This window comes from Qipengyuania sp. 902 (genome assembly GCF_051195295.1).
GTDB lineage: Bacteria > Pseudomonadota > Alphaproteobacteria > Sphingomonadales > Sphingomonadaceae > Qipengyuania.
Window position 1 is genome coordinate 715,638 of sequence record NZ_JBNJLJ010000002.1, and the last position, 25,511, is coordinate 741,148.

27 protein-coding genes are annotated in these 25,511 nt (G+C 64.5%); 16 read left to right on the top strand and 11 right to left on the bottom strand.

Going from position 1 to position 25,511, the window contains the following annotated elements:
• Window positions 1-24: 24 nt before the first annotated feature.
• From ACSH0F_RS08630 to ACSH0F_RS08655, 6 genes are all read right to left on the bottom strand, one after another.
• Entirely contained in the window at window positions 25-696 is a 672-nt protein-coding gene (locus tag ACSH0F_RS08630) for a nitroreductase (RefSeq protein WP_435201824.1), read from the bottom strand.
• Between the two features lie 4 nt (window positions 697-700).
• A complete protein-coding gene (locus tag ACSH0F_RS08635; RefSeq protein WP_435201826.1) occupies window positions 701-919 on the bottom strand; it encodes a hypothetical protein in 219 nt (72 codons plus the stop codon).
• A 198-nt stretch (window positions 920-1,117) separates the two neighbouring features.
• Window positions 1,118-2,941 (bottom strand): cobaltochelatase subunit CobT, encoded by a 1,824-nt coding sequence (gene cobT / locus ACSH0F_RS08640; RefSeq protein ID WP_435201828.1) that lies wholly within the window; start codon window positions 2,939-2,941, stop codon window positions 1,118-1,120.
• 9 nt (window positions 2,942-2,950) lie between these two features.
• Entirely contained in the window at window positions 2,951-3,613 is a 663-nt protein-coding gene (fsa, locus tag ACSH0F_RS08645) for a fructose-6-phosphate aldolase (protein WP_435201830.1), read from the bottom strand.
• A 27-nt stretch (window positions 3,614-3,640) separates the two neighbouring features.
• A complete protein-coding gene (locus ACSH0F_RS08650) occupies window positions 3,641-4,459 on the bottom strand; it encodes a sugar phosphate isomerase/epimerase family protein (protein WP_435201832.1) in 819 nt (272 codons plus the stop codon).
• 57 nt (window positions 4,460-4,516) lie between these two features.
• Window positions 4,517-5,218: a DUF4197 domain-containing protein gene (locus tag ACSH0F_RS08655; protein WP_435201834.1), complete on the bottom strand. Its 702-nt coding sequence runs from the start codon at window positions 5,216-5,218 to the stop codon at window positions 4,517-4,519.
• Between the two features lie 64 nt (window positions 5,219-5,282).
• Between ACSH0F_RS08655 and ACSH0F_RS08660 the strand changes: the two genes are divergently transcribed.
• The 5 genes from ACSH0F_RS08660 (at window position 5,283) to ACSH0F_RS08680 (ending at window position 11,003) form a co-directional block, all read left to right on the top strand.
• Window positions 5,283-7,448: a primosomal protein N' gene (locus ACSH0F_RS08660; RefSeq protein ID WP_435201836.1), complete on the top strand. Its 2,166-nt coding sequence runs from the start codon at window positions 5,283-5,285 to the stop codon at window positions 7,446-7,448.
• A 33-nt stretch (window positions 7,449-7,481) separates the two neighbouring features.
• A complete protein-coding gene (locus ACSH0F_RS08665; RefSeq protein ID WP_435201838.1) occupies window positions 7,482-9,053 on the top strand; it encodes a cryptochrome/photolyase family protein in 1,572 nt (523 codons plus the stop codon).
• Between the two features lie 69 nt (window positions 9,054-9,122).
• Window positions 9,123-10,502 carry an NAD-dependent succinate-semialdehyde dehydrogenase gene (locus tag ACSH0F_RS08670; RefSeq protein WP_435201840.1) on the top strand — a complete coding sequence of 460 codons (1,380 nt, stop codon included), beginning with the start codon at window positions 9,123-9,125 and terminating at the stop codon, window positions 10,500-10,502.
• 75 nt (window positions 10,503-10,577) lie between these two features.
• Window positions 10,578-10,811, top strand: a complete 234-nt coding sequence (locus tag ACSH0F_RS08675; RefSeq protein ID WP_435201842.1) for a hypothetical protein — start codon at window positions 10,578-10,580, stop codon at window positions 10,809-10,811.
• A 21-nt stretch (window positions 10,812-10,832) separates the two neighbouring features.
• On the top strand, window positions 10,833-11,003 hold the full coding sequence (locus tag ACSH0F_RS08680) for a cupin (protein WP_435201844.1): 171 nt from the start codon (window positions 10,833-10,835) through the stop codon (window positions 11,001-11,003).
• 15 nt (window positions 11,004-11,018) lie between these two features.
• Here ACSH0F_RS08680 and ada read toward each other — a convergent pair whose 3' ends face one another.
• On the bottom strand, window positions 11,019-12,059 hold the full coding sequence (gene ada, locus ACSH0F_RS08685; protein WP_435202202.1) for a bifunctional DNA-binding transcriptional regulator/O6-methylguanine-DNA methyltransferase Ada: 1,041 nt from the start codon (window positions 12,057-12,059) through the stop codon (window positions 11,019-11,021).
• A gap of 91 nt (window positions 12,060-12,150) precedes the next feature.
• On the opposite strand from ada, the gene ACSH0F_RS08690 reads away from it, so the two are divergent.
• The gene (locus ACSH0F_RS08690) at window positions 12,151-13,707 is read left to right on the top strand and encodes a trypsin-like peptidase domain-containing protein (protein WP_435201846.1); all 1,557 of its coding nucleotides are present in this window, start codon (window positions 12,151-12,153) and stop codon (window positions 13,705-13,707) included.
• Between the two features lie 7 nt (window positions 13,708-13,714).
• On the opposite strand, the gene ACSH0F_RS08695 is transcribed toward ACSH0F_RS08690, so the two are convergent.
• Window positions 13,715-14,575: a TauD/TfdA dioxygenase family protein gene (locus ACSH0F_RS08695; protein WP_435201848.1), complete on the bottom strand. Its 861-nt coding sequence runs from the start codon at window positions 14,573-14,575 to the stop codon at window positions 13,715-13,717.
• A 166-nt stretch (window positions 14,576-14,741) separates the two neighbouring features.
• Here ACSH0F_RS08695 and ACSH0F_RS08700 point away from each other — a divergent pair, with 166 nt between their 5' ends.
• The 8 genes from ACSH0F_RS08700 to ACSH0F_RS08735 all read left to right on the top strand — a co-directional run bounded on the left by ACSH0F_RS08700 (window position 14,742) and on the right by ACSH0F_RS08735 (window position 21,439).
• On the top strand, window positions 14,742-15,296 hold the full coding sequence (locus tag ACSH0F_RS08700) for a F0F1 ATP synthase subunit delta (protein ID WP_278328165.1): 555 nt from the start codon (window positions 14,742-14,744) through the stop codon (window positions 15,294-15,296).
• A gap of 12 nt (window positions 15,297-15,308) precedes the next feature.
• Window positions 15,309-16,838, top strand: coding sequence for a F0F1 ATP synthase subunit alpha (gene atpA / locus ACSH0F_RS08705; protein WP_435201850.1), 1,530 nt, complete (start codon window positions 15,309-15,311; stop codon window positions 16,836-16,838).
• Between the two features lie 24 nt (window positions 16,839-16,862).
• Entirely contained in the window at window positions 16,863-17,738 is an 876-nt protein-coding gene (locus ACSH0F_RS08710) for a F0F1 ATP synthase subunit gamma (protein WP_435201852.1), read from the top strand.
• 53 nt (window positions 17,739-17,791) lie between these two features.
• Window positions 17,792-18,124: a hypothetical protein gene (locus ACSH0F_RS08715; RefSeq protein WP_435201854.1), complete on the top strand. Its 333-nt coding sequence runs from the start codon at window positions 17,792-17,794 to the stop codon at window positions 18,122-18,124.
• Window positions 18,125-18,157: 33 nt separating this feature from the next.
• Window positions 18,158-19,615, top strand: coding sequence for a F0F1 ATP synthase subunit beta (atpD, locus tag ACSH0F_RS08720; protein WP_435201856.1), 1,458 nt, complete (start codon window positions 18,158-18,160; stop codon window positions 19,613-19,615).
• Between the two features lie 2 nt (window positions 19,616-19,617).
• Complete coding sequence (locus ACSH0F_RS08725) at window positions 19,618-19,875, top strand: ATP synthase F1 subunit epsilon (protein ID WP_435201858.1); 258 nt, start codon at window positions 19,618-19,620, stop codon at window positions 19,873-19,875.
• Between the two features lie 188 nt (window positions 19,876-20,063).
• Complete coding sequence (locus tag ACSH0F_RS08730) at window positions 20,064-21,053, top strand: glycosyltransferase family 2 protein (RefSeq protein WP_435202204.1); 990 nt, start codon at window positions 20,064-20,066, stop codon at window positions 21,051-21,053.
• Window positions 21,050-21,439, top strand: a complete 390-nt coding sequence (locus ACSH0F_RS08735) for a GtrA family protein (RefSeq protein WP_435201860.1) — start codon at window positions 21,050-21,052, stop codon at window positions 21,437-21,439. Before ACSH0F_RS08730 ends, ACSH0F_RS08735 begins: the two co-directional genes overlap by 4 nt.
• Here the strand turns inward: ACSH0F_RS08735 and ACSH0F_RS08740 are convergent.
• Genes ACSH0F_RS08740 through ACSH0F_RS08750 form a run of 3 tightly spaced genes read right to left on the bottom strand, consistent with a single transcriptional unit; the run spans window position 21,436 to window position 22,138 of the window.
• Window positions 21,436-21,639: a hypothetical protein gene (locus ACSH0F_RS08740; RefSeq protein ID WP_435201862.1), complete on the bottom strand. Its 204-nt coding sequence runs from the start codon at window positions 21,637-21,639 to the stop codon at window positions 21,436-21,438. The two genes, ACSH0F_RS08735 and ACSH0F_RS08740, sit on opposite strands and share 4 nt — an antisense overlap.
• Window positions 21,639-21,947: a hypothetical protein gene (locus ACSH0F_RS08745; RefSeq protein ID WP_435201864.1), complete on the bottom strand. Its 309-nt coding sequence runs from the start codon at window positions 21,945-21,947 to the stop codon at window positions 21,639-21,641. The genes ACSH0F_RS08740 and ACSH0F_RS08745 overlap by 1 nt, the downstream gene beginning before the upstream one ends.
• Window positions 21,944-22,138, bottom strand: a complete 195-nt coding sequence (locus tag ACSH0F_RS08750) for a hypothetical protein (protein WP_435201866.1) — start codon at window positions 22,136-22,138, stop codon at window positions 21,944-21,946. Before ACSH0F_RS08750 ends, ACSH0F_RS08745 begins: the two co-directional genes overlap by 4 nt.
• Before the next feature lie 223 nt (window positions 22,139-22,361).
• Here ACSH0F_RS08750 and ACSH0F_RS08755 point away from each other — a divergent pair, with 223 nt between their 5' ends.
• Together ACSH0F_RS08755 and ACSH0F_RS08760 are read left to right on the top strand one after the other, a co-directional pair.
• The gene (locus ACSH0F_RS08755) at window positions 22,362-23,873 is read left to right on the top strand and encodes a hypothetical protein (protein ID WP_435201868.1); all 1,512 of its coding nucleotides are present in this window, start codon (window positions 22,362-22,364) and stop codon (window positions 23,871-23,873) included.
• A 103-nt stretch (window positions 23,874-23,976) separates the two neighbouring features.
• Entirely contained in the window at window positions 23,977-25,461 is a 1,485-nt protein-coding gene (locus ACSH0F_RS08760; RefSeq protein ID WP_435201870.1) for an ArnT family glycosyltransferase, read from the top strand.
• Window positions 25,462-25,511 lie beyond the last annotated feature (50 nt).

The following is a 25,511-nucleotide window of genomic DNA, read 5'->3' on the forward strand; positions in this document are numbered from 1 at the left end:
CTTTCGCTGGGATGACGAGTGGGTTCACCAACCCTCCCAGCGCACGGCCTCGTCGATGTCGGCGCGGCGGACCTCGAACTGGTTCACGGCTGCATCCTCGTCGCGGTAGCCGATGGCGACGCCGCAGAAGAAGATGTGGTCCTCGGGAATGTCGACCATCTCGCGAATTTGCGGGGAATAAAGCGCCCAGGCTTCCTGGAAGCAGGTGTCGAGGCCCTCTTCGCGGCAGAGCAGGCCGATGGTCTGGAGCCACATGCCGATGTCGCTCCATTGCGGCGGGCCCATGTATTTCGGCGTGTGGACCAGCATCAGCACCGGCGCTCCGAAGGCGCGGAAGTTGTTGGCGAACCACATCAGGCGCTTGCCCTTGTCCTCGCGGGAGATTTCGAGCGCGCCGTACATGTCCTCGCCCACCCCGCGGCGGCGCTGTTCATAGGCCCCATCGAGCTCGGGCGGATAGACGTGATACTCGGGCGCATGCGCCGCGCGGCCCTTGGGAAATTCCTCGGCAATCCGGTCGAACAGTGTCTGCATCGGCTCGCCGGTGAGGACGATGCCGTGCCACGGCTGGGTATTGCCGCCGGAAGGCGAACGCTGGGCCTTCTCGAGAATGCGCGTGAGCGTCTCGCGCTCGACCGGCTGATCGGTGAACGCGCGGACGGAGCGGCGGGTCTGGACGGCTTCAGTGACTTTCATTCAGTTACTCTTCTTCGCTGATCTCGAAAGTGGGAGCATCATCTGCATCGCAGATCACCTCAACACACTGATTCATGCCCGCGATCAACCAAAGTCGATGAGGCGTGGTCAGGCCAGCGAGGCCATTACTAGCCACCCAATCAAGGTAGGGACTGACTTGGACTGTGTAGATAGTGGCTACTCCGACCCCTTCAGACTCGCGAGCTGCCGAATAATCGAGCATGTCACCTTCATGCTGCGAACGAAAGCTGGTCGGTTGTTCGAATGAAACAGTTAGCGATCGGACCCTATCACGCATGGAAATCCGTAATATCTGGTCGTCCCAATTTATAGATACGATCTCGTATAGCCTCCACCCCGCGCATGGTTTTGGAGGCTGGAGCGTAGCTACAGCGAAACCGGAGAGTTCAGACTTCCCCAATCACTCCACCTCAAACAGATCGGCCAGCTGCTCGATAATGGTCCCACCAAGCTGCTCGACGTCCATAATCGTCACCGAGCGCCGGTAATAGCGCGTCACGTCATGCCCGATCCCGATCGCCGCCAGTTGCACGGGCGATTGCTTCTCGATCCAGTCGATCACCTTGCGCAAATGGCTTTCGAGGTAGCCTGCCTGGTTCACGCTCAGCGTGCTGTCGTCGACCGGGGCACCGTCGGAGATGACCATCAGGATGCGACGGTCTTCGGGGCGGCGGAGCAGGCGGTCGTGGGCCCAGAGCAGCGCCTCGCCGTCGATGTTTTCCTTCAGCAGCCCTTCGCGCATCATCAGGCCGAGATTGCGGCGCGCGCGGCGCCAGGGCTCGTCGGCCTGCTTGTAGAGGATGTGGCGCAGATCGTTGAGGCGGCCGGGATTGGCCGGGCGGCCGTCGGCGAGCCACGCCTCGCGTGACTGCCCGCCCTTCCACGCACGGGTGGTGAAGCCGAGGATTTCGGTCTTCACGCCGCAGCGCTCCAGCGTGCGCGCGAGAATGTCTGCGCTGATCGCGGCGATGCTGATCGGCCGCCCGCGCATGGACCCCGAATTGTCGATCAGCAGCGTGACCACCGTGTCCTTGAACTCGGTATCGCGCTCGATCTTGTAGGAGAGCGCATGGCCGGGGCTCACGACCACGCGGGTCAGGCGCGCGGCATCGAGCAGGCCTTCTTCCTGGTCGAAATCCCAGCTGCGGTTCTGCTGCGCCATCAGGCGGCGCTGGAGGCGGTTGGCGAGCCGGGTGACGACGCCTTGCAGGCCCGCCAGCTGGCTGTCGAGATATTGCCGCAGCCGGTCGAGTTCCTCGTTGTCGCACAGCTCGGGCGCCTCGACGACCTCGTCGAACTTGTCGGTATAGGGCTTGTAGTCGAAGCCGTCGGGAATCTCGGTCCACGGGCGGTTCGGGCGGACGGGTTGCATGCCCTCGCCCTCCTCATCCGAAGGATCGCCGTCGGACATTTCCTGCTCGCCCTCGACCTCCTGGTCGGCATCGCCTTCCGCCTCGCCGTCGGTCACGTCCGAGCGCATGTCGCTCGCCTGCGGTTCGGCGCCGCCTTCGTCCTCCTCGTCGGTATCCTCATCCTGCTCGGGGCTTTCGCCGTCGTCCTCGTCGCCATCCTCGGCGTCGGTCGCATCGGGCGTGTCGGGCAGCGTCAGGTCGAGATGCCGCAGCATGTCGAGCGTCAGGTCCTGGAAGGCAGTCTGGTCGTCGAGCACGCCCGCCAGATCGTCCATGTCGGTGCCGATCTTGGCGAGGATATCCTCGCGCACCATGTCCACCGCGCCCTGCGCCCGTTCGGGGATCGCCTCGCCGGTCAGCGCCTCGCGCAGCATGAGCGACAGGGCGGTCGGCAACGGGACCTCGTTCGCCTCGTCGGCGCGGACGATGGGGTCGGCATTGGTCCGCGTCTCGACTGCCGAGCCGAGATTGTCGCGAATGCCTGCATAGCGCGTGGTGCCGATCGCCTCGTAGCGGACCTGCTCGATCGCATCGTAACAGGCGCGGGCAATCGGTTCGGAGGGCGCGCCCTTGGTGTGCAGCGCTTCGTTGTGATGGCGCAGCTTGAGCGCGAAACTGTCGGCGAAGCCGCGCGCCTCGGTCGCCTGTTCGCGCGGGAGCGTGCGGCCCGGCAGCGGCACGCGGAAGTTCTTGCCCGCCTGCGCCGGAGCGTCCGCACTCCAGGCGACTTCGACTTCCGGCTCGTTCGCCAGCGCACGGCTGGCACCGGTCAGCGCCTGTTTGAAACGTTCGAGGGGGGTCTGGTCTGCCACGCGGTGTATTTAGGAGGTCGGGATGGTCTGGCCAGTCTTTTCCCAGTCCTTCGTGAAGCCCTCGATGCCCTTGTCGGTCAGCACGTGCTTGAACAGCCCCTTGATGACGGCGGGGGGCATGGTCGCGACATCGGCGCCGATGCGCGTGCTCTCTAGGACATGGACCGGATTGCGGATGCTGGCGACGAGGATCTCGGTCGTGAAGCCGGGATAGTTGTCGTAGATCGTGCGGATGTCGCGGATCAGCGCCATGCCGTCGAAGCCGTTATCGTCATGCCGGCCGACGAAGGGCGACACGAAGGTCGCGCCCGCCTTCGCCGCGAGCAGCGCCTGGTTGGCCGAAAAACACAGGGTGACGTTCACCATCGTGCCGTCGCCGGTCAGCTTCTTGCAGGTCTTCAGCCCGTCGATCGTCAGCGGCACCTTGATGCAGACATTGTCCGCGATCCGGCGCAGGGTCTCGGCCTCTTTCATCATCGTGTCGTGATCGAGCGCAACGACTTCCGCGCTGACCGGGCCATCGACAAGGTCGCAGATTTCCCTGGTCACTTCCATGAAATCCCTGCCCGACTTGGCGATCAGCGAGGGGTTGGTGGTGACCCCGTCGAGCAGGCCGGTGTCGGCCATTTCCTTGATGTCGGCGATGTCGGCGGTGTCGACGAAGAATTTCATTGCTGCGCGCTCCGGAAAGGCGGTGGACTATTCGCCCTGCTGCAAGGGCATTGCGCGCAGCGAGTCAAGGCTCGTCGCGAGGCTCGCCCACGGATCGGGCGCATCGTCGCGCTCGACGAGGAAATGGCGCACGCCTTGCGCCCGCGCCTGCGCGATAATCGCCTGAATGGGCAGCGTGCCCTCGCCGACATCGGCCATGCCGCCGTCTGCTGCCATGTCCTTGAGGTGCAGATGGGTGACCCGGTCGGCGTGGGCCTTGAGAAAGGTGAGCGGATCGACGCCCGCCTTCGACAGCCAATAGGTGTCCAGCTCGAAGCCGATGTCGGAGTCCAGCCCCTCGAACATCAGATCGATCGGGCGGACGCCATCGGTCTCCGCGAACTCGAAATCATGCGCGTGATAGGCGAGCGACAATCCCTCGGCCTTGGCCAGAGTGTTGATCGCATTGAGTCGCGCAGTCCATTCGCGCCACTGGTCGAGCGTCCGGCGCTCTTCCTCGGGCAGCCATGCGAGCATCAGGGTATCGGCGCACAGCGCCTTTGCCCCGGCAATCGCGGCGGCGGGATCGGACTTCAGCTGCTGCCAGTCGGCATGCGCTGCGGCGACCTCAAGCCCCATGTTTCGAGCATAGCGGCACAGGAGCGCCGGATCGGTGCCATGGGTCCCCGCAAACTCGATCTCGTCATAGCCGAGCCGCGCCACATCGAGGATCGCAGCGAACGGGTTGCGCTGCATGGACTCGCGAACGGTGTAGAGCTGTACGCCGAAGCTTGCCGGCTCCAGCGCAGCTTGCAGAGTCGTGCAACCGGCAAGCAGGCCTGCCGCCATCACAAAAGCAAATCTCATCCGGCATTCATGGCAGAGCGCATGCTACAGAGCTAGCTCGCCCTTTCCGCCAGCAGGTCAGTATCCCGCCTGGCCGCCCGCCCCGAACACCCCGATGATCAGCGGGTCGCGGGTCGCGCCGGGATCGCGGCGGATCGCGGCTTCCTCGTTGCCGATCTCGCGCCAGATGGTGTTGTCGATATTGTCGGCAAAACGCGTGGTCGCGCCGGACAAATCGACGCCGGTGAGGCCGTTGATCAGCTCGCCCACCAGCGGATCGCTGGCGACGCGCATCGCGGTGCCGAGTTCGGGCACCATCGCCTCGATCAGCGTGCGGCCCATCGACTGGCGCAGGAAGCCGGTCGCGGCAGTCGGTCCGCCGCGTACGAGATCGATCGCGTTCTGGATGCCGATCGTGCGCACCGCATCGGTCACCAGCGGCGCGGCACGCTCCGCCCCTTCAAAGGCGATGTCGCCGAAAGCGTTCTGGAGCCGGTTCTTGAACAGCGCCGAGGTCAGGATACGGCTGAGCACATCGCCGCGCGTGCCGAGCAGGTTGTTGAGGCCCAGTTGCGCGACCTGATCGTCCCAGAAACCGTTCGACTGGAGCATGCGCCCGAAGGCCCGCTCACTGGAAAGGAACAGGATGCGCTGCACGGCATCGACCATGCTGAAGCCAGGCAGGCCCGCGCAGCCGGGCAGCGCCAGTGCTGCGCCGCCGAGCGAAAGTCCGCCGAGAAAGGCGCGGCGGCCGGTAGGTCTCACAAGAATATCGGTCATATTTTCAGTCCTCATGCTTCCCACCCTTGTTTCCTCACTGTCGCGCCGCCCATATGGCCGCGCGATGAACCGTGTCCGCTGCCTCGTCCTCAATGCCGCCCTGGGTCCGCTGGACTACAAGGTGCCCGAGGGGCTGGAGGTCGGGCCCGGATCGGTCGTCGAATGCCCGCTGGGCCCGCGCACGATCATCGGGATCGTCTGGGAGGCTGAACGGCTTCCCGGCAGCGAGGTTCCGGCGGAGAAGTTGCGGAATTTGCGCGGAGTTTTGCCCGTGCCGCCGCTGTCGGCAGCCCTGCGGCGGCTGATCGAATGGACGGCGGACTATTACGTCGCCTCCCTGTCGAGCGTGGCGCGGATGGCGCTGTCTTCCGGCGGGGCGCTCAAAGGTCCCGCGACGATGACCGAATACCGCCTGACCGGCGGCATGCCGGAGCGGATGACGCCCCAGCGGCAGGCGGCGATGGAGGCGCTCGAGGGCGAACAGGCCAACATCCGCGAGCTGTCGGGCATCGCCGGTGTCAGCGAAGGGGTGCTGCGCGGGCTGGTCAATCAGGGCGTGCTCGAACCGGTCGAGGTCGATTGCGACCGGCCCTATCCCGATGCGCGGCCCGACTTCGCCCATGTCGAACTGAGCGCGGAGCAGGCCGAGGCATCGGGCGTGTTTGCCAAGGCCGTGCGCAAGGCCGAGTTCGCGCCCTTCCTGCTCGATGGCGTGACCGGATCGGGCAAGACCGAAACCTATTTCGAGCCTGTCGCCGAAGCGCTGCGGATGGGCCGCCAGGTGCTGGTGCTGCTGCCAGAGATCGCGCTGACCGAAAACTTCCTCCATCGCTTCGAGGAGCGCTTCGGGGCGGCGCCGGTGCTGTGGCACTCCTCCCTCAAATCGACCGAGCGGCGGCGCGCTTATCGCGCGGTGGCGCAGGGCTCGGCGCAGGTGGTGGTCGGCGCGCGTTCGGCCCTATTCCTGCCTTTCGCCAAGCTCGGCCTGATCGTGGTCGACGAGGCGCATGAAATCAGTTTCAAGCAGGAAGACGGCGTGCGCTACAATGCGCGCGACGTCGCCGTGATGCGCGCGCATTTCGAGCGTGTCCCGGTGGTCCTCGCCAGTGCGACGCCTGCGCTCGAAAGCCTGCAGATGGCCGAAAGCGGAATTTACTCAAAAATCGACCTGCCGAGCCGCTTCGGCGGTGCCGAATTGCCGAGCATCGACACGATCGACCTGACCGAGGAAAAGCCGCCCACGGGCATGTGGCTGGCGCAGCGGCTGGTCGACGGGGTCGAGGACCGGCTGGCCAAGGGCGAGCAATCGCTGCTGTTCCTCAACCGTCGCGGTTATGCGCCGCTGACGTTGTGCCGCAATTGCGGCTTCCGCTACCAGTGCCCCAATTGCAGCGCCTGGCTGGTCGAGCACCGCTTCAGTCGCCGCCTCGCCTGCCATCATTGCGGCCACGAGACGCCGAGCCCGCAGGCCTGCACCGAATGCGGCGAGCCTGATTGCCTCGTCGCCTGCGGCCCGGGCGTGGAGCGGATCGCCGACGAGGTGGCCGAGCGCCTCCCCGAAGCGCGGGTGTTCGTGGCGACGTCGGACACGCTCAATTCGCCGGGCAAGGCGGCGGAGTTCATCGCCGCGGTCGAGGCGCGTGAGGTGGACGTGATCGTCGGCACGCAATTGGTAACCAAGGGGTTCCATTTCCCCGAGCTCACGCTGGTGGGCGTGGTCGATGCCGACCTCGGCCTGGAAGGCGGCGATCTGCGTGCGGGAGAGCGGACTTACCAGCAGGTCGCTCAGGTGGCGGGCCGCGCCGGACGCGGGACCAAGCCGGGCGAGGTGCTGATCCAGACCCGCCATCCCGAAGCCAGCGTCATTGCCGCACTGGCAGACGGTGATCGCGATGCCTTTTACGAGGCCGAAACCGAAGCCCGCCGCCATGCAGGCGCTCCGCCTTTCGGTCGCTGGGCGGCAATCATCATCTCTAGCGAAGACGACGCCGAAGCGCGCGAAGCCGCCAATCGCCTCGGCGCATTCCGCCCGCAGGTGGACGATTGCGTGATACTCGGCCCCGCCCCCGCCCCCATGGCCCTGCTCCGCAATCGCTACCGCTATCGCTTCCTCATCAACGCGCGCCGCAGCGTACAATTGCAGGACGTGATCCGCGGCTGGCTGCGGCAGGTCGATCACCCGCCCGGCGTGCGCGTGGCGGTGGACATCGATCCCTACAACTTCGTCTGAGGCACCGGCAGCCTGATTGCGCGTTCACCCGCCATGGCAGACACCTCTGACGGCCCAATCCTCGTCCCCATTCTCGGCGACCAGCTGACCCGCACCCTCGCCTCGATCAGGCGCCGGACCAAGGACGATACCGTCATCCTGATGATGGAGGTCTGGGACGAGGCGACTTACGTCAAGCATCACAAGCAGAAGATCGTCCTGATCTTTTCGGCCATGCGCCACTTCGCCGAAGAATTACGCGATGCCGGCTGGACGGTCGATTACGTAAAGCTCGATGCCGAGGACAATGCGGGCAGCTTCACCGGTGAAGTCGCGCGCGCCGTGGAGGAGCATTCTCCCCGCGCCATTCATGTGGTCGAACCCGGCGAATGGCGCGTGCGAGAGGCGATGGACCAGTGGGCCGACAAATTCCCCTGCGAGGTCGAGATCCTGCGCGACGACCGCTTCATCTCCACCCAAGCCGAATTCGACAACTGGGCCGAGGACCGCAAGGAATTGCGGATGGAGTATTTCTATCGCGAGATGCGCCGCAAGACCGGCCTGCTGATGGATGACGGCAAGCCTGAAGGGGGGGAGTGGAACTACGATAGCCAAAACCGCAAGCCGCCCAGGGACGGCATGACGTCGCCCGAGCGCCCCAAGTTCGAACCCGACGGCATCACGCAGGAGGTCATCGAACTGGTCGAGGACCGCTTCGGCGACCACTTCGGCAGCCTCGAGAAATTCCGCTGGCCGGTGACGCGCGACGAAGCGGAAGAAGCCGCCGACGCCTTCTTTGCCGAGCGGATCGAGCACTTCGGACCCTATCAGGACGCGATGGTCTGCGGGGAGGACGACCTCTACCACTCCATGCTGTCGACCAGCATCAATCTCGGCCTGCTCGATCCGCTGGAGCTGTGCCGGCGCGCCGAACAAAGCTACAAGGACGGCAAGGCGCCGATCAATTCGGTCGAGGGGTTCATTCGCCAGATCATTGGCTGGCGCGAATATGTCCGCCGCTTCTACTGGCACCAGATGCCGCATCTGCAGGAAGCCAACGCGCTCAACGCCCAGCGCGGCCTGCCGGAATTCTACTGGACCGGCGAGACCGAGATGCGCTGTCTTGCCGACTCAATCCGCTCGACGCGCGACAATGCCCATGCGCATCATATCCAGCGGCTGATGGTGCTCGGCAACTTCGCGCTGCTTGCGGGGCTCAACCCGCACGAAGTGCAGGACTGGTACCTCGTCGTCTACGCCGATGCCTACGAGTGGGTCGAGCTGCCGAATGTCTCTGCCATGATCCTCTATGCCGACGGCGGGAAGCTGGCGTCCAAACCCTATGCGGCCTCCGGCAACTACATCAACAAGATGAGCGACTACTGCGCCAACTGCTCATACTCGGTCAGCAAGAAGACCGAGGAGAACGCCTGTCCGTTCAATTCGCTCTACTGGCATTTCATGGATCGCCACCGCGACCGGCTGGAGAAGAACGCGCGTATCGGGCGAATCTATTCGACCTGGGACCGGATGGATGACGACAAGCGCCAGGCCTATCTCGACCGGGCGGAAAGCTTTCTCGACAGCCTGACCCCGGCGGACAAGGCTTGGGCGCGCGCCGATTGAGACAGGCGGCAGGAACGCGGTTGGCCTCCCGACCATTGGTTAATCGAAACCAAGATCGAAAGAGGCACCATGTCCAGCATTACCACCGTAAACCCCGCCACCGGCGAAAATATCGAAACCTACCAGCAGATGTCGAAGGACGAGGCCTTCGCCAAGGTCGAGGCGTGCCACAAGGCCTTCACTGAATGGAAGCTGCGCAGTCTCGAAGACCGGGCCGAAGTGATCAAGGGCCTCGGCAAGGCACTACGCGACAATAAGGAAGAACTGGCGCAGCTGATGACCCGCGAAGTCGGCAAGCTGATCGGCGACAGCCGCGACGAAATCGAACTGTGCGCCGGCATTTGCGACTACACCGCTGCCAATGGCCCCAAGGAACTGGCCGACGAGCAGCGCGAACCGAACAATGCCGCCCGCGGCATCGTGACCTATTCGCCGATCGGCGTGGTCTACGGCATCCAGCCGTGGAATTTCCCCGCCTATCAGGTCATCCGCTATGCCATCGCCAGCTTGATGGCCGGCAATGGTGTGCTGCTGAAACACTCCTCGCTATGCACCGGCAGCGGGTTGATGATCGAGAAGATCTTCAAGGATGCAGGCCTGCCCGAGAACCTCTTCACCGTGCTGGTGATCGACCATGATACGTCGGACGAAATCATCGAACACGACAAGGTCCGCGGTGTCACGCTCACCGGATCGGGCGGCGCGGGCCGCCACGTCGGCGAGAAAGCCGGCAAGGCGATCAAGAAGACCGTCCTCGAGCTCGGCTCGAACGACGCCTACATGGTGCTGGAGGATGCCGATCTCGACAAGGCGGCCGAGGTTTGCGCGCAGGCCCGCCTCTACAACAACGGCCAGACCTGCATCAACGGCAAGCGCTTCATCGTGACCGAGAAGGTCTACGACGCTTTCCTCGAAAAGTTCGTCGCCCATTTCGAAGGCGTGAAGCTGGGCGATCCGACCGACGAGAACAGCGACATGGGTCCCATGTCCTCCGCCGACCTGCGCGACGACCTGCAGGACCAGGTGGACGAGTCGGTCAAGAACGGCGCCAAGATCGCCTGCGGCGGTAGCGTCCCTGACAAGAAGGGGGCCTGGTATCCGGCAACCGTCCTCACCGATGTCGCGCCCGGCCAGCCCGCCTATGACGATGAATTGTTCGGCCCCGTAGCCAGCGTCATCCGCGCTAAGGATGACGAGGACGCCATGCGCCTCGCCAACGACAGTCGCTATGGCCTGGGCGGCGGCATCCTGTGCGGCGACACGGAACGCGCGATCGAACTCGCCTCGAAGCATTTCGACACCGGCATGGTCTACATCAACACCTATGGCGTGGCCGATCCCTCGATGCCCTTCGGCGGCGTGAAGAACTCGGGATACGGCAAGGAACACGGCGGCTTCGGCATCAAGGAATTCGTCAACGCAAAGGCGATCTTCGTGGGCGCCGAGTGATGCGGACCAGTGCGACAATGGGCATGGCGGCCGCGCGCCACCCCCACCCTCGCCCACGATCCGGAGGCACAGGACATGGAAATCACCCGCAAGGCCGAACGCGAAACCGTCGAAGGGCCGGAGGAATATTTCACCGGCACCGCGCGCATCACGGCCAATTTCTCCCGCCCCGATCCGTCCCGCGTAACCGGCGCGATCGTGGAGTTCGAACCCGGCGCCCGTACCGCCTGGCATTCCCATCCCTTCGGCCAGACGCTGGTCGTGACCGAGGGGGTCGGCTGGACGCAGGTCGAGAACGGCCCGAAATAGGAGTTCTACGAAGGCGACATCATGCGGTGCCCGCCCGACCGCAAACATTGGCATGGCGCAACGCCGACCGACACCATGACCCACGTGGTGGTTCAGGAACGGCTCGACGGTGAGAACGTGACCTGGATGGAGAAAGTGACCGACGAGGAATATCTCGTTGGCGATCCTATCACCGGCCCCGTCGAAGACTGAGGCGTCGGTTCATGGTCATTCTTTTCGCTCTCTTCGCAAAAGCTCGGCCTTGATTTCTGGCCCGTAAGCATAGCCGCCGAGCGAGCCGTCAGCCTGCACCACGCGGTGGCAGGGGATGAGGACCGCAATGTTATTCGCGCCGTTGGCTCCACCGACGGCGCGGCTGGCGTTCGGATTACCTAGCGCTGCGGCAAGTTCGCCATAGCTGCGGGTTTCGCCGGGCGGGATCTCGCGCAGCGCTTCCCACACCTTTTGCTGGAAGGCAGTTCCTTTCACGTCGAGTGGAATTTTCGAGCTGTCCGCGCCTGGCGTTTCGACCGCTTTGACGACTTGCGCCAGAAGCGTTTCGAAGTCCGCGCCGCCCTCCACCAGTTGCGCCTTGGGAAAGCGGGCGCGGAGGTCTGCTTCGTCCTCGCCGAACGACAGGCAGCAGACGCCCTTATCAGTCGCAGCGACAAGCATTTCGCCGAGGCCCGTTTCGACCACCGACCAGTGGATCGTCCGGCCTCTGCCTCCATCGCGCCAGTCGCTTGCCGTCATGCCCAACCGTCCCTTCGTCTGCTCGTAGAATTGCGAGGCCGAGCTGTAGCCGGCTTCGTAAATCGCACCCGTGACGCTCTTGCTTTCGCCCAGCGCGTCGCGCACCCGCTCTTCGCGCAAGGCCCGCGCATAGGCTGCGGGCGACAGGCCGGTCGCCCGCTTGAACACCCGCTGGAAATGTGCCGGAGAATAGCCGACGATCGCGCCCAATTCCTCCAGCGTCGGCACTTCCTCCGCGCTGCGAATCTCGTCGATTGCCGCCAGCACCGCCGCCTCGTCGCGCGCGACATCGTCAGGAAGGCAGCGCTTGCAGGCGCGCAGGCCCGCCGCCCGTGCGTCAATTCCGCTGGCGAAGAAACGCACGTTGTCGCGCAGCGGATGGCGCGCCGCGCAGGACGGGCGACAATAGATGCCCGTGCTGAGCACACCCGTGACGAAGCGCCCGTCGAAAGCGCGGTCGCGCCGCTTCACTGCGGCCCAGGCTTCATCGTCACCGATCATCGCATCGTCCTCCATAGCCGATTTCACTGCCTGGCTAGAACAGCTTGCGAAGAGCAGCATCCCGCACCTTGCGATCAGAGCCAATGCCCGCCACAAGCGGGAGCGGATGGGACGCATTCTCGCATATCTCGCGCTGGTCACGACGCTTTTCACGGCATTGTTCGCGCCGCTGGTCGCGCATGCCGATGCCGCCGACATCGATGCGGCGGCGCGCGGCGTGGTGCGCCTCATCATCATCGGAGAAGATGGCGACGGAGAACTCTATCCGATCAGCCACGGGACCGGCTTTGCGGTCTCGGGCGACACGGTCGTCACCAATGCCCATGTCGTGCGCGATGCGGTGCGCGATTCGGGACTGCAGATCGGCATCGTGCCGAGCGGCGGCGGCGAGGCGACCTATGGCCGACTCATCGCGACCTCGCCAAAGAACGATCTCGCGCTGATCCGCATCACCGGCGGCAACCTGCGCCTGCCCCCGCTTGCGCTCGCCGGGGGCGCGCCGCCCGACAGCGGCGAGGTGACCAGCGTCGGCTATCCGATGAATGTCGACCGCGCACAGGGTCTGGAGATCGGCGACATCTTCCGCAGCCAGCCACCGGTGAAGAGCCGCGGCTTCATCTCCGGCCAGCGTCCCAGTCGCCAATTCGACACGATACTCCACACCGCCCCCATCGCCCGGGGTAATTCGGGCGGGCCCCTGCTCGACACCTGCGGCCGCGTGCTCGGCGTGAACAGTTTCGGGGCGGACAACGAAGGCGGCGATGCGGAGTTCTTCTTCGCGGTCTCGATGCGCGAATTGCTGCCGTTCCTGCGCGCCAACGATGTCACACCGCGCGTCAACGAACGGCCGTGCCGCTCGATGGCCGACCTCGATGCGGCCGAACGCGAGCGGATCGAGCGCGAACAGCAGGCTGCGCGGCAGGACCTCGCCCAGCGCGCCGAGACCAGCCGCGCCAAGCGCGAGCGAGCGCAACTCGAGGCCGAACAGGCCGTGATGATCGAGCGCGAGGACCGCGTGTTCCTTGCCTTCGTGCTTCTGCTGGTCGCCTTCGCCCTGGGCCAGTGGGCCATTGCGATCTACAATTCGGAAGAGCGCGATGAAACCCGCATGCGGATCGTCGCGGTCGCTGCTGCTGTCGCGGTGCTGGCCGCGATCGCTGCCTACTTGACCCGTCCGGGGCTGGACGAGATCGACCGCCGGGTCGCCGCAGCGATGCAGGAAGATAGCGAGTCCGGTTCTCCCGAAGAACCGGTCACCGGCGACCTCGCCCTCCAATGCACGCTCCTGCCCGAACGCAGCCGCATCACCAGCGCCGAGGCACAGGATTTAAGTTTCGACTGGGCCGAAGGCGGCTGCGTCAACGAGCGCACGCAATACGGCTTCTCCGGCGGCACCTGGAGCCGGGTCTTCGTGCCGAACTCGGAAGACGCCGTATCGGTCAACAGTTTCGATCCCGACCGCCGCATCTATCGCGTCGAACGCTACCTCCTGCCGCGCAGCTCGATGGCGGAAGCCCGCGAAGCGCGCGGGAAGTACAAGGCCCCCGTCTGCGGCGCGGAAGATGCCGCAAGCCAGCTCGGCGACTTGCAGACCGAAGTGCTCGGCCAGCTTCCGCGTCAGGCTAACGAGCGGCTGGTCTACGAATGCAGCGAGCGGCGATAGGCAGAGACTAAGCCGCCAGGGCTTCCCCGCTCAGCGTGATGCGATGCATCTCGCGGGCGTGGCCCTGATAGTCGTTCAGCGCATTGTGCCACGTCGTGCGATTATCCCAGATCGCCACCGCGCCCGGCTCCCATCGCACGCGGCAGGTATTGTCCGCCGCCAGCGCCTCGGCATAGAGGCGGGTAAGCAGCGGCAGGCTCTCCTCGCGCGTCTTGCCGACGAGATTCACGGTGAAAGCGCGGTTGACGTAGAGCAGCTTGCGGCCCGTGACGGGGTGGCGGATCACGACCGGGTGCGTCGCGCCGGTCTTCAGATCGTGTCCGCGCAGCTCTCGACCCATGTCGGTTTTCGCATAGAGCCCGTCGGCTTTGTAGATATGGTCGGCGGTGTGAAACGCCTCCAGCCCCTCGATCTCCTGCGTGAGATCTTCCGGCAGCGCGTCGTAGGCCGCACCCATATGCGCGAACAGTGTGTCGCCGCCGCTGGGCGGCAAAGTGCGCGCAACGAGGATCGAGCCCATCGCCGGCACCTGATCGTAGGAATGGTCGGTGTGCCAGTCGCCGCCGATATTGGTCTGCTGGTCGGCGGCCTTGCGGACCACGGCGATCTCGGGATGTTCGTCTGTCAGCGGGAAGTAGTTGTTGATGTCGATCCCGCCCCAGCGCCTGGCGAAGGCGATATGCGCTTCCGGCGTGAAATCATCCTGTCCGCGAAACAGCGCCACGCCGTGCTCGTAGATTGCCGTGCGGATCGCGTCGAGCGTGTCGCCCTCGGCCTCGCTCAACCGGACCCCTGTGATCTCCACCCCGCACTTCGGGGCCAGCGGAACCATCTCCATCGCATCTCTCTCCCAACTCTCGCCACGCATTCTACGCTGCTCGCTAAAGGAGTCCAGAAACCGGGCCGGAGTCGGCTTGCCTTTGGAAAGACCCTTTGCTAGGCGCGCGCCGACCCTGCCGGGGCGATGTGTTCCGTCGCCTGCAACTGGTCGGGACGCACAAAGTTTTCTCCGGACCCAAGAGGACCTCAAGCGCGTGGATATTTCCGCCGGTATTCAGGCTAGCCTGGCAGGCCGTTACGCCTCGGCCCTGTTCGATCTCGCAAGCGAGGCCGGCACGGTCACCGCAGTCGAATCGGACCTCGAGAAGCTCGAAGCCGGGCTGCACGAATCGCCCGAGCTCGCCGCTCTCACCACCAATCCCAAGATCTCTCGCGCAGCCGCCGAAAAGGCGCTGTGGGGCGTTTCCGCGATCATGGGCCTCTCAGAGCTGACGCAGAACTTCCTCGGCGTGCTGGCGCAGAACCGCCGCTTGTCGCAGCTGCCGCAGGTCATCCGCGCCTTTCGCGCCATCGCCGCCGCCCAGCGCGGCGAGGTGACCGCAGAAGTCACCAGCGCCCATGCGCTGACCGATGCGCAGCTGGCCGATCTCAAGACCAAGCTGACGGCCCGCGAAGGCCGCACGGTCAAGCTTTCCACGAAGGTCGATCCCGAGCTGCTCGGCGGCCTTGTCGTCACCATCGGATCGAAGCGCATCGACGGCTCGATCCGCACCCGTCTCAATTCGCTCTCCCAGGCCATGAAGGCTTAAAGGACACACATCATGGATATCCGCGCCGCAGAAATCTCCAAGGTCATCAAGGACCAGATCGCCAATTTCGGCACTGAAGCCGAAGTCAGCGAAGTCGGTTCCGTGCTGTCGGTGGGTGACGGTATTGCCCGCATCCACGGCCTCGACAACGTCCAGGCCGGCGAAATGATCGAATTCGCCAACGGCGTTCAGGGCATGGCGCTGAACCTCGAAGCCGACAACGTCGGTGCGGTGATCTTCGGTGCCGACACGGACATCGCCGAAGGCGACAGCGTGAAGCGCACCGGCACCATCGTGGACGTTCCCGTCGGCAAGGGCTTGCTCGGCCGCGTGGTCGACGCTCTCGGCAACCCGATCGACGGCAAGGGCCCGATCGAATCGACCGAGCGCCGCCGCGTCGAAGTGAAGGCACCGGGCATCATTCCGCGTGAATCGGTTTCCGAACCCGTGCAGTCGGGCCTGAAGGCCATCGATGCGCTCGTTCCCGTCGGCCGTGGCCAGCGCGAACTGATTATCGGCGACCGTCAGACGGGCAAGTCTGCCGTCGCAATCGACACCTTCATCAACCAGAAGGAAGCGAACGCGGGCGACGACGAGAGCAAGAAGCTCTACTGCGTCTATGTCGCCGTCGGCCAGAAGCGCTCGACCGTGGCGCAGATCGTCAAGAGCCTCGAAGAAAACGGCGCGATGGAATATTCGATCGTCGTCGCCGCGACCGCTTCGGAACCGGCACCTCTCCAGTATCTCGCACCCTACACCGGCTGCGCGATGGGCGAATTTTTCCGCGATAACGGCATGCATGCGGTCATCTGCTACGACGATCTTTCCAAGCAGGCCGTCGCCTATCGCCAGATGTCGTTGCTGCTGCGTCGTCCTCCGGGCCGCGAAGCCTATCCGGGCGACGTGTTCTATCTCCACAGCCGCCTGCTCGAGCGTGCGGCGAAGATGAACAAGTCGGAAGGCGGCGGTTCGCTGACCGCGCTGCCGATCATCGAAACGCAGGCGGGCGACGTGTCGGCCTACATCCCGACCAACGTGATCTCGATCACCGACGGTCAGATCTTCCTCGAAACCGACCTGTTCTACCAGGGCGTGCGCCCGGCCATTAACGTCGGCCTTTCGGTCAGCCGTGTGGGCGGTGCCGCCCAGACCAAGGCGATGAAGAAGGTTTCGGGCTCGATGAAGCTCGACCTCGCGCAGTATCGCGAAATGGCCGCCTTCGCGCAGTTCGGCTCGGACCTCGACGCCGCAACGCAGAAGTTGCTCAACCGCGGTGCGCGCCTGACCGAGCTGCTCAAGCAGCCGCAGTTCTCGCCGATGCCGTTCGAAGAGCAGACCGTGTCGATCTTCGCCGGCACGAACGGCTATCTCGACGATGTCGCGGTGGACCGCGTGACGGATTACGAAGCGCAGATGCTGAGCTTCATGCGTAGCGAGCACGCCGACGTGCTGGAAACCATCCGCACCACCGGCAAGTTCGAAGACGACACCAAGGACAAGGTCGTCGACGCGCTCAAGACCTTCGCCAAGCAGTTCGCATAAGCCTGACGAGATAAGGGAGCCGAAATGGCTAGCCTCAAGGAACTCAAGGGCCGGATCAACTCGGTCAAATCGACCCAGAAGATCACCAAGGCCAAGCAGATGGTCGCGGCGGCCAAGCTGCGCCGTGCGCAGGCGGCTGCCGAAGCCGCGCGCCCCTATGCCGAGCGGCTGTCGGGCGTGATGGCCAGCCTCGCCGGCAAGGTGAGCGGCGACAGCGCGCCCAAGCTGCTCAAGGGCACCGGATCGGACAAGCGCCACCTGCTGGTGGTCGTGAACACCGACAAGGGCCTGTGTGGCGGTCTCAATGCCAATATCGTCAAAGCCGCCAAGGCTAAGGCGCGCGAGCTGATCGCCGATGGCAAGCACGTATCCTTCTACCTCGTCGGCAAGAAGGGCCGCGCCCCGATCAAGCGCGACTATGCCAACCGGATCGAGAAGCATTTCGACACGTCGGAAGTCCGCACGCCGGGCTTCGAAGAGGCCGAAGCGATCGCCGACGACCTGATCGAGCGTTTCGAGAAGGGCGAATTCGATGTCGCGCACCTCGTCTACCCGATCTTCAAGTCGGCCCTCGCGCAGGACCCAACCGTCGACCAGCTGATCCCCGTCCCTTCCCCCGAAGGCGATGCGGGCACTGCCGGCGATGCCGTGGTGGAATACGAGCCGGGCGAGGAGGAAATCCTCGAAGAACTGCTGCCGCGTTACGTCAAGACGCAGCTGTTCGGTTCGCTGCTGGAGCGCGAGGCCTCAGAACAGGGCGCTTCGATGACCGCGATGGACAACGCCACGCGCAATGCCGGCGACCTGATCCAGAAGCTCACCATCCAGTACAACCGCAGCCGCCAGGCCGCGATTACCACCGAACTGATCGAAATCATCGCCGGCGCCGAAGCGCTGTAAGAATTGGAGAGGATGCCGGAGAGACGTCGAAGAACGCCTACCGGAGCCAGATTATGACCAAACCCGTTTTCACGCTCGTCGCCATCGCACTGCTTTCTGCATGCAGCGAAGAGCCCGCACCCGCTCCGGTCGAAACCGCGACACCTGAGCCGATCGAGACGCTCACTCCGCCCGACCAGGCCTATTTCACGGCAAAATATGCCGAGCAGTGTCCCGAGGAAGAGGCGGTAAACACCGCCGTCTGTCGCCGCGCCGGCATGGGCTCGCCCGATGTCATTTGCGAATTCGGCCTCGGCGAAGACGAATATCTGCGTAACGAGGCAACCCTTACCGCCGGCGACGGCGACTGGGTTTTTGCCGATCCGGAAAATGTTTGCGTCGGCTAAGGCGCGAGAAACCCACTAGTCAGGACATAGATCATGGCCACCGCACCCGTACTTAACCAGAGCCCCAACGGCACTATCAGCCAGGTCATCGGCGCCGTCGTCGACGTGCAGTTCGAAAGCGAGCTGCCCGCGATCCTCACCGCGCTTGAGACGAAGAACGGCGACAATACGCTGGTTCTCGAAGTGGCGCAGCACCTCGGGGAGAACACCGTTCGCACCATCGCGATGGATGGCACCGACGGTCTCGTCCGCGGCCAGGAAGTCGTCAACACCGGCGCGCAGATCTCGGTCCCCGTCGGCCCCAAGACGCTCGGCCGGATCATGAACGTCGTCGGCGCGCCGATCGACGAGCGCGGCCCGATCGGTGCCGACAGCACCAGCCCGATCCACGCGGAAGCCCCGCTGTTCGTCGACCAGTCGACCGAAGCGGCCATCCTCGTCACCGGCATCAAGGTCATCGACCTCCTCGCGCCTTACGCGAAGGGCGGCAAGATCGGCCTGTTCGGCGGCGCGGGCGTCGGCAAGACCGTGCTGATCCAAGAGCTCATCAACAACATCGCGAAGGGCCACGGCGGCGTGTCCGTCTTCGCCGGTGTGGGTGAGCGTACCCGCGAAGGTAACGATCTCTACCACGAATTCCTCGACGCCGGCGTTATCGCCAAGAATGACAACGGCGAAGCGATCAGCGAAGGCTCGAAGGTTGCCCTCGTCTTCGGCCAGATGAACGAGCCTCCGGGTGCACGCGCCCGTGTCGCCCTGTCGGGCCTGACCATGGCGGAATACTTCCGTGACGTCGAAGGCCAGGACGTGCTGTTCTTCGTCGACAACATCTTCCGCTTCACTCAGGCGGGTTCGGAAGTGTCGGCGCTGCTTGGCCGTATTCCTTCGGCCGTGGGCTACCAGCCGACCCTGTCGACCGACATGGGTAACCTGCAGGAGCGCATCACCTCGACCACCAAGGGTTCGATCACCTCGGTCCAGGCGATTTACGTTCCCGCCGACGACCTTACCGACCCGGCCCCTGCAACCTCGTTCGCCCACCTGGACGCGACGACCACGCTGAGCCGCGCGATCTCGGAGCTGGGCATCTACCCGGCCGTCGACCCGCTCGACTCGACCAGCCGCGTGCTTGAACCGCGCGTAGTCGGCGAAGAGCACTATCAGACCGCTCGCCGCGTCCAGGAAACGCTGCAGAAGTACAAGAGCCTGCAGGACATCATCGCCATTCTCGGCATGGACGAGCTGTCGGAAGAAGATAAGCTGACCGTGGCCCGCGCCCGCAAGATCCAGCGCTTCCTCAGCCAGCCGTTCCACGTCGCCGAAGTCTTCACCAACATTCCAGGCGTGTTCGTCCAGCTCGAGGACACGGTCGCCAGCTTCAAGGCTGTCGTCGACGGTGAATACGATCACCTGCCGGAAAGCGCTTTCTACATGGTCGGCGGGATCGACCAGGCCGTCGAGAAGGCCAAGAAGATGGCGGAAGAAGACTGAGCATGGCTCTCCACTTCGAACTCGTTACGCCGGCCAAGCTGGTCCGCTCGGAGGATGTCCACATGGTGGTCGTCCCCGGTGCGGAAGGCGAATTCGGCGTGCTCGAAGGCCACGCGCCCTTCATGTCCACGATCCGCGACGGCGCGGTGCAAGTCTACAAGACCGAAGGCGGCGCGCCCGAGATGATCGAAGTCCGTGGCGGCTTCGCCGAAGTGGGCGACAAGGGCCTCACGGTGCTTGCCGAACACGTCGAAGGCTGAGGCTCTGCACGTATAGATAACGCAAAAGGGCGGTCCTGCGGGGTCGCCCTTTTCGTTTTATACAGCGATCGCCGCAAGGCGAGCAGTTTACTCTCCGTTTACCAATAATCTTTCGCCCCGATTGCAAAGTTCCACAGGGGCAGGCGAAGAGCGAGACACCGGCACCGATCCGCGACCGCGCATTGTCCATGGTCGTGCCGGTCTACAACGAGGAAGCCGGGATCGACGAGCTGATGCGCCGCATCGAGACCGTCTGCGCAACGCAATACCCGGGCGATTACGAAATCCTCCTCGTCAATGACGGCTCAAGCGACAGCAGCTGGTCGCATATCTGCCGCCACGCCGACACCAAGCCGCAAATCGTCGGCATCAACCTTTCGCGCAATCACGGGCACCAACTCGCGCTTGCCGCCGGGCTGGAGCATGTGCGAGGCAGGCTCGTCTTCGTGCTCGATGCCGACTTGCAGGACCCGCCCGAACTGCTGGGCGCAATGGCTGCGAAGATCGCCGAGGGCGCAGACGTGGTCTACGGCCAACGCACCGCCCGCGCAGGCGAAACGGCATTCAAGCGCGGGACCGCCGCACTGTTCTATCGCTTCCTGCAGACCATGACCGATGTCGCGATCCCGCGCGACACGGGCGATTTCCGCCTGATGACGCGCCGCGTGGTCGAGCAACTGAAGGCCATGCCCGAACGCTATCGCTTCGTGCGCGGCATGGTCAGCTGGATCGGCTTCAGGCAGGTCGCCGTCCCCTACGAGCGCGATGCGCGCTTTGCCGGTCAGACGAACTACCCGCTGCGCAAGATGATCGGTCTTGCAGTAGATGCCGTCACCAGCTTCTCGACAGTACCGCTGCGGTTCGCCTCGCATCTCGGTATGGCGTTCGGGCTGCTGGGCATGCTCGCGCTGGGCTGGGTCGGCTGGGGCTGGCTCAGCGGCGAAGCCGTGCAGGGCTGGGCGAGCCTTGCCGCACTGATCCTGATCATCGGTTCCGTCCAGTTGATGGTGCTCGGCGTCTTCGGCGAATATCTCGGCCGGATGTATATGGAGACGAAGAACCGCCCGCTGTTCATCGTCGACGAGATCCGCTCGCAGGTGGCGAATGCGGAGGGCGCAAATCCTGTGCACGAGATGGAGCGCACGCTGCAGCAGACCTATCGCCGCGCCGCGCCGTGAAGTTGCAGGTCGTCCGCTTCTCGCTGGTCGGTCTGGTCAATACGGCTATCGGCTATGGGATTATCCTCGCCGCCATGCTGCTGGGCGCGGGCGACTATCTCGCGAATGCGCTGGGCTACGGGCTGGGCCTGAGCGCCGCTTACCTGCTCCACCGCCGCTTTACCTTCGGCCAGCCGTGGGGCGCCGACCGGGCGGAGGCGGTGCGTTTCACAATCACTGCTGCGCTGTCGTTTTGCGTCAATCTCGCCGTGCTGCGCGCGGCGCGGGAAGCAGGCTTTGTCGGCCATCCCCTGGCGCAACTGGCGGCGATGACTGCCTATTCGGTCAGCTTCTTCATCTTGGCGAAAAGCTGGGTTTTCCTGCGCGCGCGGCAAGTGAGCCGCTAGCGTTTCCTTTTGGCGAGGAAGGCGGCGATCGCATCGACGACGCGGCGTGGCAGCGCACGGACCAGCGCCTTGCGCAGCGTCCAGGCAAAATCGCCGTCATCCTTCACATAATCGGTCCGCGCGGCGAGCACCTTGTCCGAGAAACGCGCCTGCCCGGCGTCATTCGCGAACAGCAGGACATTGTAGCGATTCCAGGGCATTACGTCCTTGTTGTCGCGCAAATGCGGGCGCAGCGCGTCGAAACATGCGTAGCCGGCATCCCCAAACAGCTTGTGCCAGTATTCGAGCGGCTGTTTGTTGATATGGTGCTCGCCCCCTGCCCCGGGACCGCGGCGGAGAACAGGACGATATCGCCGTGCCTCGCGATGCTCGCGACGAAATCGCGCGCGCTGGTTTCCGGCAGATGCTCCGCCACTTCCAGCGTCTGGACTAGGTCGAAGCGCTGGGCGAGATCGAACGGCTGCGACAGGTCTTGCGGCAAGAAATCCGTGACCAGCGGCTCAGTCAATAGTCGCCGTCCAGTACCGTCGCGGTGACCCCGTGCTCTTCCCAAACCTTGCCCCAAACGCCCTTGCCACCGCCGACATCGAGCATGGTCGCGATGGCGATCTCGCCCTTGACCAGCGGAACCACGATCTCGGCCGACCTGCGCGCGCCCGAACCGATATAGGCGTAAAAGTCGTCGTTATACTCGTGCATGGTCTGGGCTGTCCCGTCTGCGTCTTCGGCGTCGCTTGTCCCTATCCCAGCGCGCAGCGCGCAGCGCGCGTGAACCTGCGAGGGCGCTGGACGGTGTGGCCATCCACATCGCAATACGCTGCGATGGTGACGACGCCTAGTGCCGCATCGACCACGGGCGCTTGCCCGATAGAGCCGGACGAGGAAGGGGACCGTTCGCCTGTCTAAATCTGCGCCAGTGGCCATGAGCAATAGCGCCGATCTGCGCGAGCGGCTGCTGTGGCCGGTATTGCTGTTCGCCTGCGCCCTTCCCCTGTTGCTAGTCGAGTTCCCTCCGCTGGTCGACCTGTTCGGTCATCTCGGGCGTTACGCGATCCAGACCGAGCTGGCCGAGCGACCGGAACTGCAGCCCTATTTCAGCTACCGATGGCAATTGGTCGGCAATCCCGGCGCGGACCTGTTGGTGGAATTGCTCGCGCCAGTTCTGGGGCTTGAACCTGCGGTGCGACTGATCGTGCTGGCGACCCAATTGCTGGCGGCCTCGGGCGTTCTGGCAATGAGCACGGCGTTACATGGACGCATCACGCCCTTCGCGATCTGCGCTCTACCCCTGATCTATGCCTTTCCCTTCCAGTACGGATTTCTCAACTTCTCGCTCTCGATGGCGCTGGCGATGCTGGCTTCCTTCGCGTGGCTGCACCTGCGACAGTCGCAGGTCGCATGGCGAGCGCCACTGTTCCTTGCCGTCGCGGGACTGATCGTCTGGCTCTGCCACGCCTTCGGCTGGGCTTTCCTCGGCCTGTTGTGCGGAAGCGCCTCGCTTCATGCGCGGTGGATCGAGGGGCGGCGGGGAGCGGATCTCGTCCTTCGGGTGCTGGCCGATTGCGGCGTCTTGCTGCTGGCCATCGTGCCGATGCTGGTATGGCGCACCGCGTCTGCGGGCGCGGACACCAATGAATGGTCCATCCCGCTCAAGATCGTCTGGCTGACCTCGGTCTTTCGCGCCGGGCCGCCGATGCTGGACTGGCTGTCGGCCGGATTTCTCGCCGCCGTGATCGCTGCCGGCTTCGTGTTGCGCCCCATCCGCGTCCACGGTGCGATGGCGATTGCAGCGCTGCTCTGCCTCGCGGCCTTTGCCGCCCTTCCCGCTCGCGTGTTCGGCTCATACTACGCCGACATGCGCTTGGTGCCATACACGCTGATCGTCGCGCTGCTGGCGCTGCGCGCGCCGAAGATGGGCCAGATTTTCCAGAGGTTCGCGCTCGTGGCTGCGCTTGCGTTTCTGGGATTTAGGATCGCCGCCACCAGCGTCGATTTCGTCGACAAGGACCGGCTGGTTCACGCCAATCTGCCCGCTCTCGAAGCAATTCCGCGCGGCGCGCGCGTCGTCAACTTCGCCGTCGAGCAATGCGGCTTCCAGTGGCGGCTCAATCCACTCCGGCATCTCGGCGGTTTCGCGATTGCGCGGCGCAGCGCCTTCACCAACGACCAGTGGGAAGTGGCAGGCGCAAATGCGCTGACCGTGCACTATCCCGACGGCGAACCCTTCGTGCGCGATCCATCCCAATCGGTCGTCATCGAGGAATGCGCCGACTCCGGCCTTCCTACCCTGGCACAGGCGCTCGACCGCTTGCCCGCCGGCGCATTCACACACGTCTGGATACACGGAACCGACCCTGCAGTTGTAGAGCTTCCATTCCCCGCTCGCGAGATCTGGCGTGGCCGAACCGGAGTGGTGTTCGAACTCGGCACGTAGGCCAGTTCCAACCGGATCTCCCGGACCATTCGCCAAGACATGCCTGCATCCGAAAAATTAACCATCGCGATGGCAGGGTAGAACGCGAAAGGGGCAGCCGGGCGTGGCGAGTATTGCAAGCGATATGGAGACCGCACCGCGCGCGCAGCCGGCATGGCTAGGCGACGCGCTGGTCCTGCTCGCGATTGTCGCGACGGCGCTCATCGCGCGCCTGCCGTGGTTTGGTTTCCCGCTCGCCGGCTACGACGAGCAGCTCTATTCGCTGATCGGGCAAGCGATGAACCAGGGCGCACTGCCTTTCGTCGAAGTTTGGGATCGCAAGCCCGTCGGCCTCTTCGCCTTGTTTGCAGCCGCACACGCCGTCGGCGGTCCCGGGCCCGAAGCCTACCAAGCCCTCGCCCTGCTGTTCACCGTCGCGGGCGGCTGGCTGACGGCGGTGCTGGCGAGGCCGCTGGTCGATCGCGTGACTGCTGCCGGAGCAGGAATGCTCTATGTTTTGTTGATGACGGTCTACGGCAGCGCATCGGGACAATCGGAGGTCTTCCACGTTCCGCTGATGCTGGCGATGGCCGTCCTCGTCCGCGATTCTGCCCACCCGAACGCCATCCGTCGCGCACTCGTAGCCATGCTGATTGGCGGTCTGGCCTTGCAGGTCAAATACACCGTTGCACCGCAATGCGCGATGTTCGGCCTGTGGGCTCTGTGGGGGCAGTACCGGCAGGGAGCGAGCAAAGCACGACTGGTCGCCCTTGCCGCTGCTTTCTTCGCGCTCGGCCTGCTGCCAACCGGTTTGGTGGCGCTATACTATGCGTTGGCGGGGCACTGGGACGGCTTCTTCTTCGCCAATTTCCTGTCCTTCTTCGACCGCGCGCCGTCAGGCGCCGGGCGGCTCCACAAAGATCTGCTCCTCGGCCTTGTCCCGCTGGCCGTGCTCGCTGGCGGCGGGCTCTACGCCGCCACCCGCCTGACCCCGCCGCGCGACAGGTCGCACTATGTGTTCATCGCGTTCTGGTTCGCCGCATGCCTCGCGACCGCATTCCTGCCCGGTACCGTCTACCGCTACTATTTTGCCGCCCTCGTCCCGGCGAGCGTGCTGCTCGCCCTGCTCCTGCTCGACCGGTCCGGCCCAGCCCGCTGGGGTCCGCTGGTCCTCGTCGTAGCGGGCGCGTTCGCGCTCGCCGCACCGTTATCTCTGCCCGGCGAACTGCAAGAGCGCGCTGCCGATTACGACCGATTTGCTGCTACCGTCGCGCAGAGCAGCGAAGACAGCGATGCTTGCATCTTCGTGTTCGACGGACCGAGCTCGCTCTATCGCCTCGCCGATTCCTGCCTGCCCTCGCGCTTCGTTTATCCCGACCATCTCAACAATGCGCTCGAGCGGAATGCGCTGGGGATGTCGCAGGAGGGTGAGGTCGCGCGCATCTTGGAAACCCGCCCACCGGTCATCGTCACCGCCGACACGCCACTCACTCCGCAGAACAAGGAGGCGAAGGCGCTCGTGCTGGAGACCATCGCCCGCGACTACATCGAACTCGCCGAAATCGAGATCGGAGACCGCACGATCCGCGCGTGGGAACGCCGCCGCTGAGCCTTTGTCCGCCGGAGTTCGCCCTCCGTCGATAGCCCCTCCCCTTGCAC

Excerpts from the sequence above, each read along its gene's own strand:
- ACSH0F_RS08630 (WP_435201824.1), bottom strand. The coding sequence starts at position 696 with ATGAAAGTCACTGAAGCCGTCCAGACCCGCCGCTCCGTCCGCGCGTTC.
- ACSH0F_RS08635 (WP_435201826.1), bottom strand. The coding sequence starts at position 919 with ATGCTCGATTATTCGGCAGCTCGCGAGTCTGAAGGGGTCGGAGTAGCC.
- fsa (WP_435201830.1), bottom strand. The coding sequence starts at position 3,613 with ATGAAATTCTTCGTCGACACCGCCGACATCGCCGACATCAAGGAAATG.
- ACSH0F_RS08650 (WP_435201832.1), bottom strand. The coding sequence starts at position 4,459 with ATGAGATTTGCTTTTGTGATGGCGGCAGGCCTGCTTGCCGGTTGCACG.
- ACSH0F_RS08655 (WP_435201834.1), bottom strand. The coding sequence starts at position 5,218 with ATGACCGATATTCTTGTGAGACCTACCGGCCGCCGCGCCTTTCTCGGC.
- ACSH0F_RS08660 (WP_435201836.1), top strand. The coding sequence starts at position 5,283 with ATGAACCGTGTCCGCTGCCTCGTCCTCAATGCCGCCCTGGGTCCGCTG.
- ACSH0F_RS08665 (WP_435201838.1), top strand. The coding sequence starts at position 7,482 with ATGGCAGACACCTCTGACGGCCCAATCCTCGTCCCCATTCTCGGCGAC.
- ACSH0F_RS08670 (WP_435201840.1), top strand. The coding sequence starts at position 9,123 with ATGTCCAGCATTACCACCGTAAACCCCGCCACCGGCGAAAATATCGAA.
- ACSH0F_RS08675 (WP_435201842.1), top strand. The coding sequence starts at position 10,578 with ATGGAAATCACCCGCAAGGCCGAACGCGAAACCGTCGAAGGGCCGGAG.
- ACSH0F_RS08680 (WP_435201844.1), top strand. The coding sequence starts at position 10,833 with ATGCGGTGCCCGCCCGACCGCAAACATTGGCATGGCGCAACGCCGACC.
- ada (WP_435202202.1), bottom strand. The coding sequence starts at position 12,059 with ATGGAGGACGATGCGATGATCGGTGACGATGAAGCCTGGGCCGCAGTG.
- ACSH0F_RS08690 (WP_435201846.1), top strand. The coding sequence starts at position 12,151 with ATGGGACGCATTCTCGCATATCTCGCGCTGGTCACGACGCTTTTCACG.
- ACSH0F_RS08695 (WP_435201848.1), bottom strand. The coding sequence starts at position 14,575 with ATGCGTGGCGAGAGTTGGGAGAGAGATGCGATGGAGATGGTTCCGCTG.
- atpA (WP_435201850.1), top strand. The coding sequence starts at position 15,309 with ATGGATATCCGCGCCGCAGAAATCTCCAAGGTCATCAAGGACCAGATC.
- ACSH0F_RS08710 (WP_435201852.1), top strand. The coding sequence starts at position 16,863 with ATGGCTAGCCTCAAGGAACTCAAGGGCCGGATCAACTCGGTCAAATCG.
- ACSH0F_RS08715 (WP_435201854.1), top strand. The coding sequence starts at position 17,792 with ATGACCAAACCCGTTTTCACGCTCGTCGCCATCGCACTGCTTTCTGCA.
- atpD (WP_435201856.1), top strand. The coding sequence starts at position 18,158 with ATGGCCACCGCACCCGTACTTAACCAGAGCCCCAACGGCACTATCAGC.
- ACSH0F_RS08725 (WP_435201858.1), top strand. The coding sequence starts at position 19,618 with ATGGCTCTCCACTTCGAACTCGTTACGCCGGCCAAGCTGGTCCGCTCG.
- ACSH0F_RS08730 (WP_435202204.1), top strand. The coding sequence starts at position 20,064 with ATGGTCGTGCCGGTCTACAACGAGGAAGCCGGGATCGACGAGCTGATG.
- ACSH0F_RS08740 (WP_435201862.1), bottom strand. The coding sequence starts at position 21,639 with ATGCCCTGGAATCGCTACAATGTCCTGCTGTTCGCGAATGACGCCGGG.
- ACSH0F_RS08750 (WP_435201866.1), bottom strand. The coding sequence starts at position 22,138 with ATGCACGAGTATAACGACGACTTTTACGCCTATATCGGTTCGGGCGCG.
- ACSH0F_RS08755 (WP_435201868.1), top strand. The coding sequence starts at position 22,362 with ATGAGCAATAGCGCCGATCTGCGCGAGCGGCTGCTGTGGCCGGTATTG.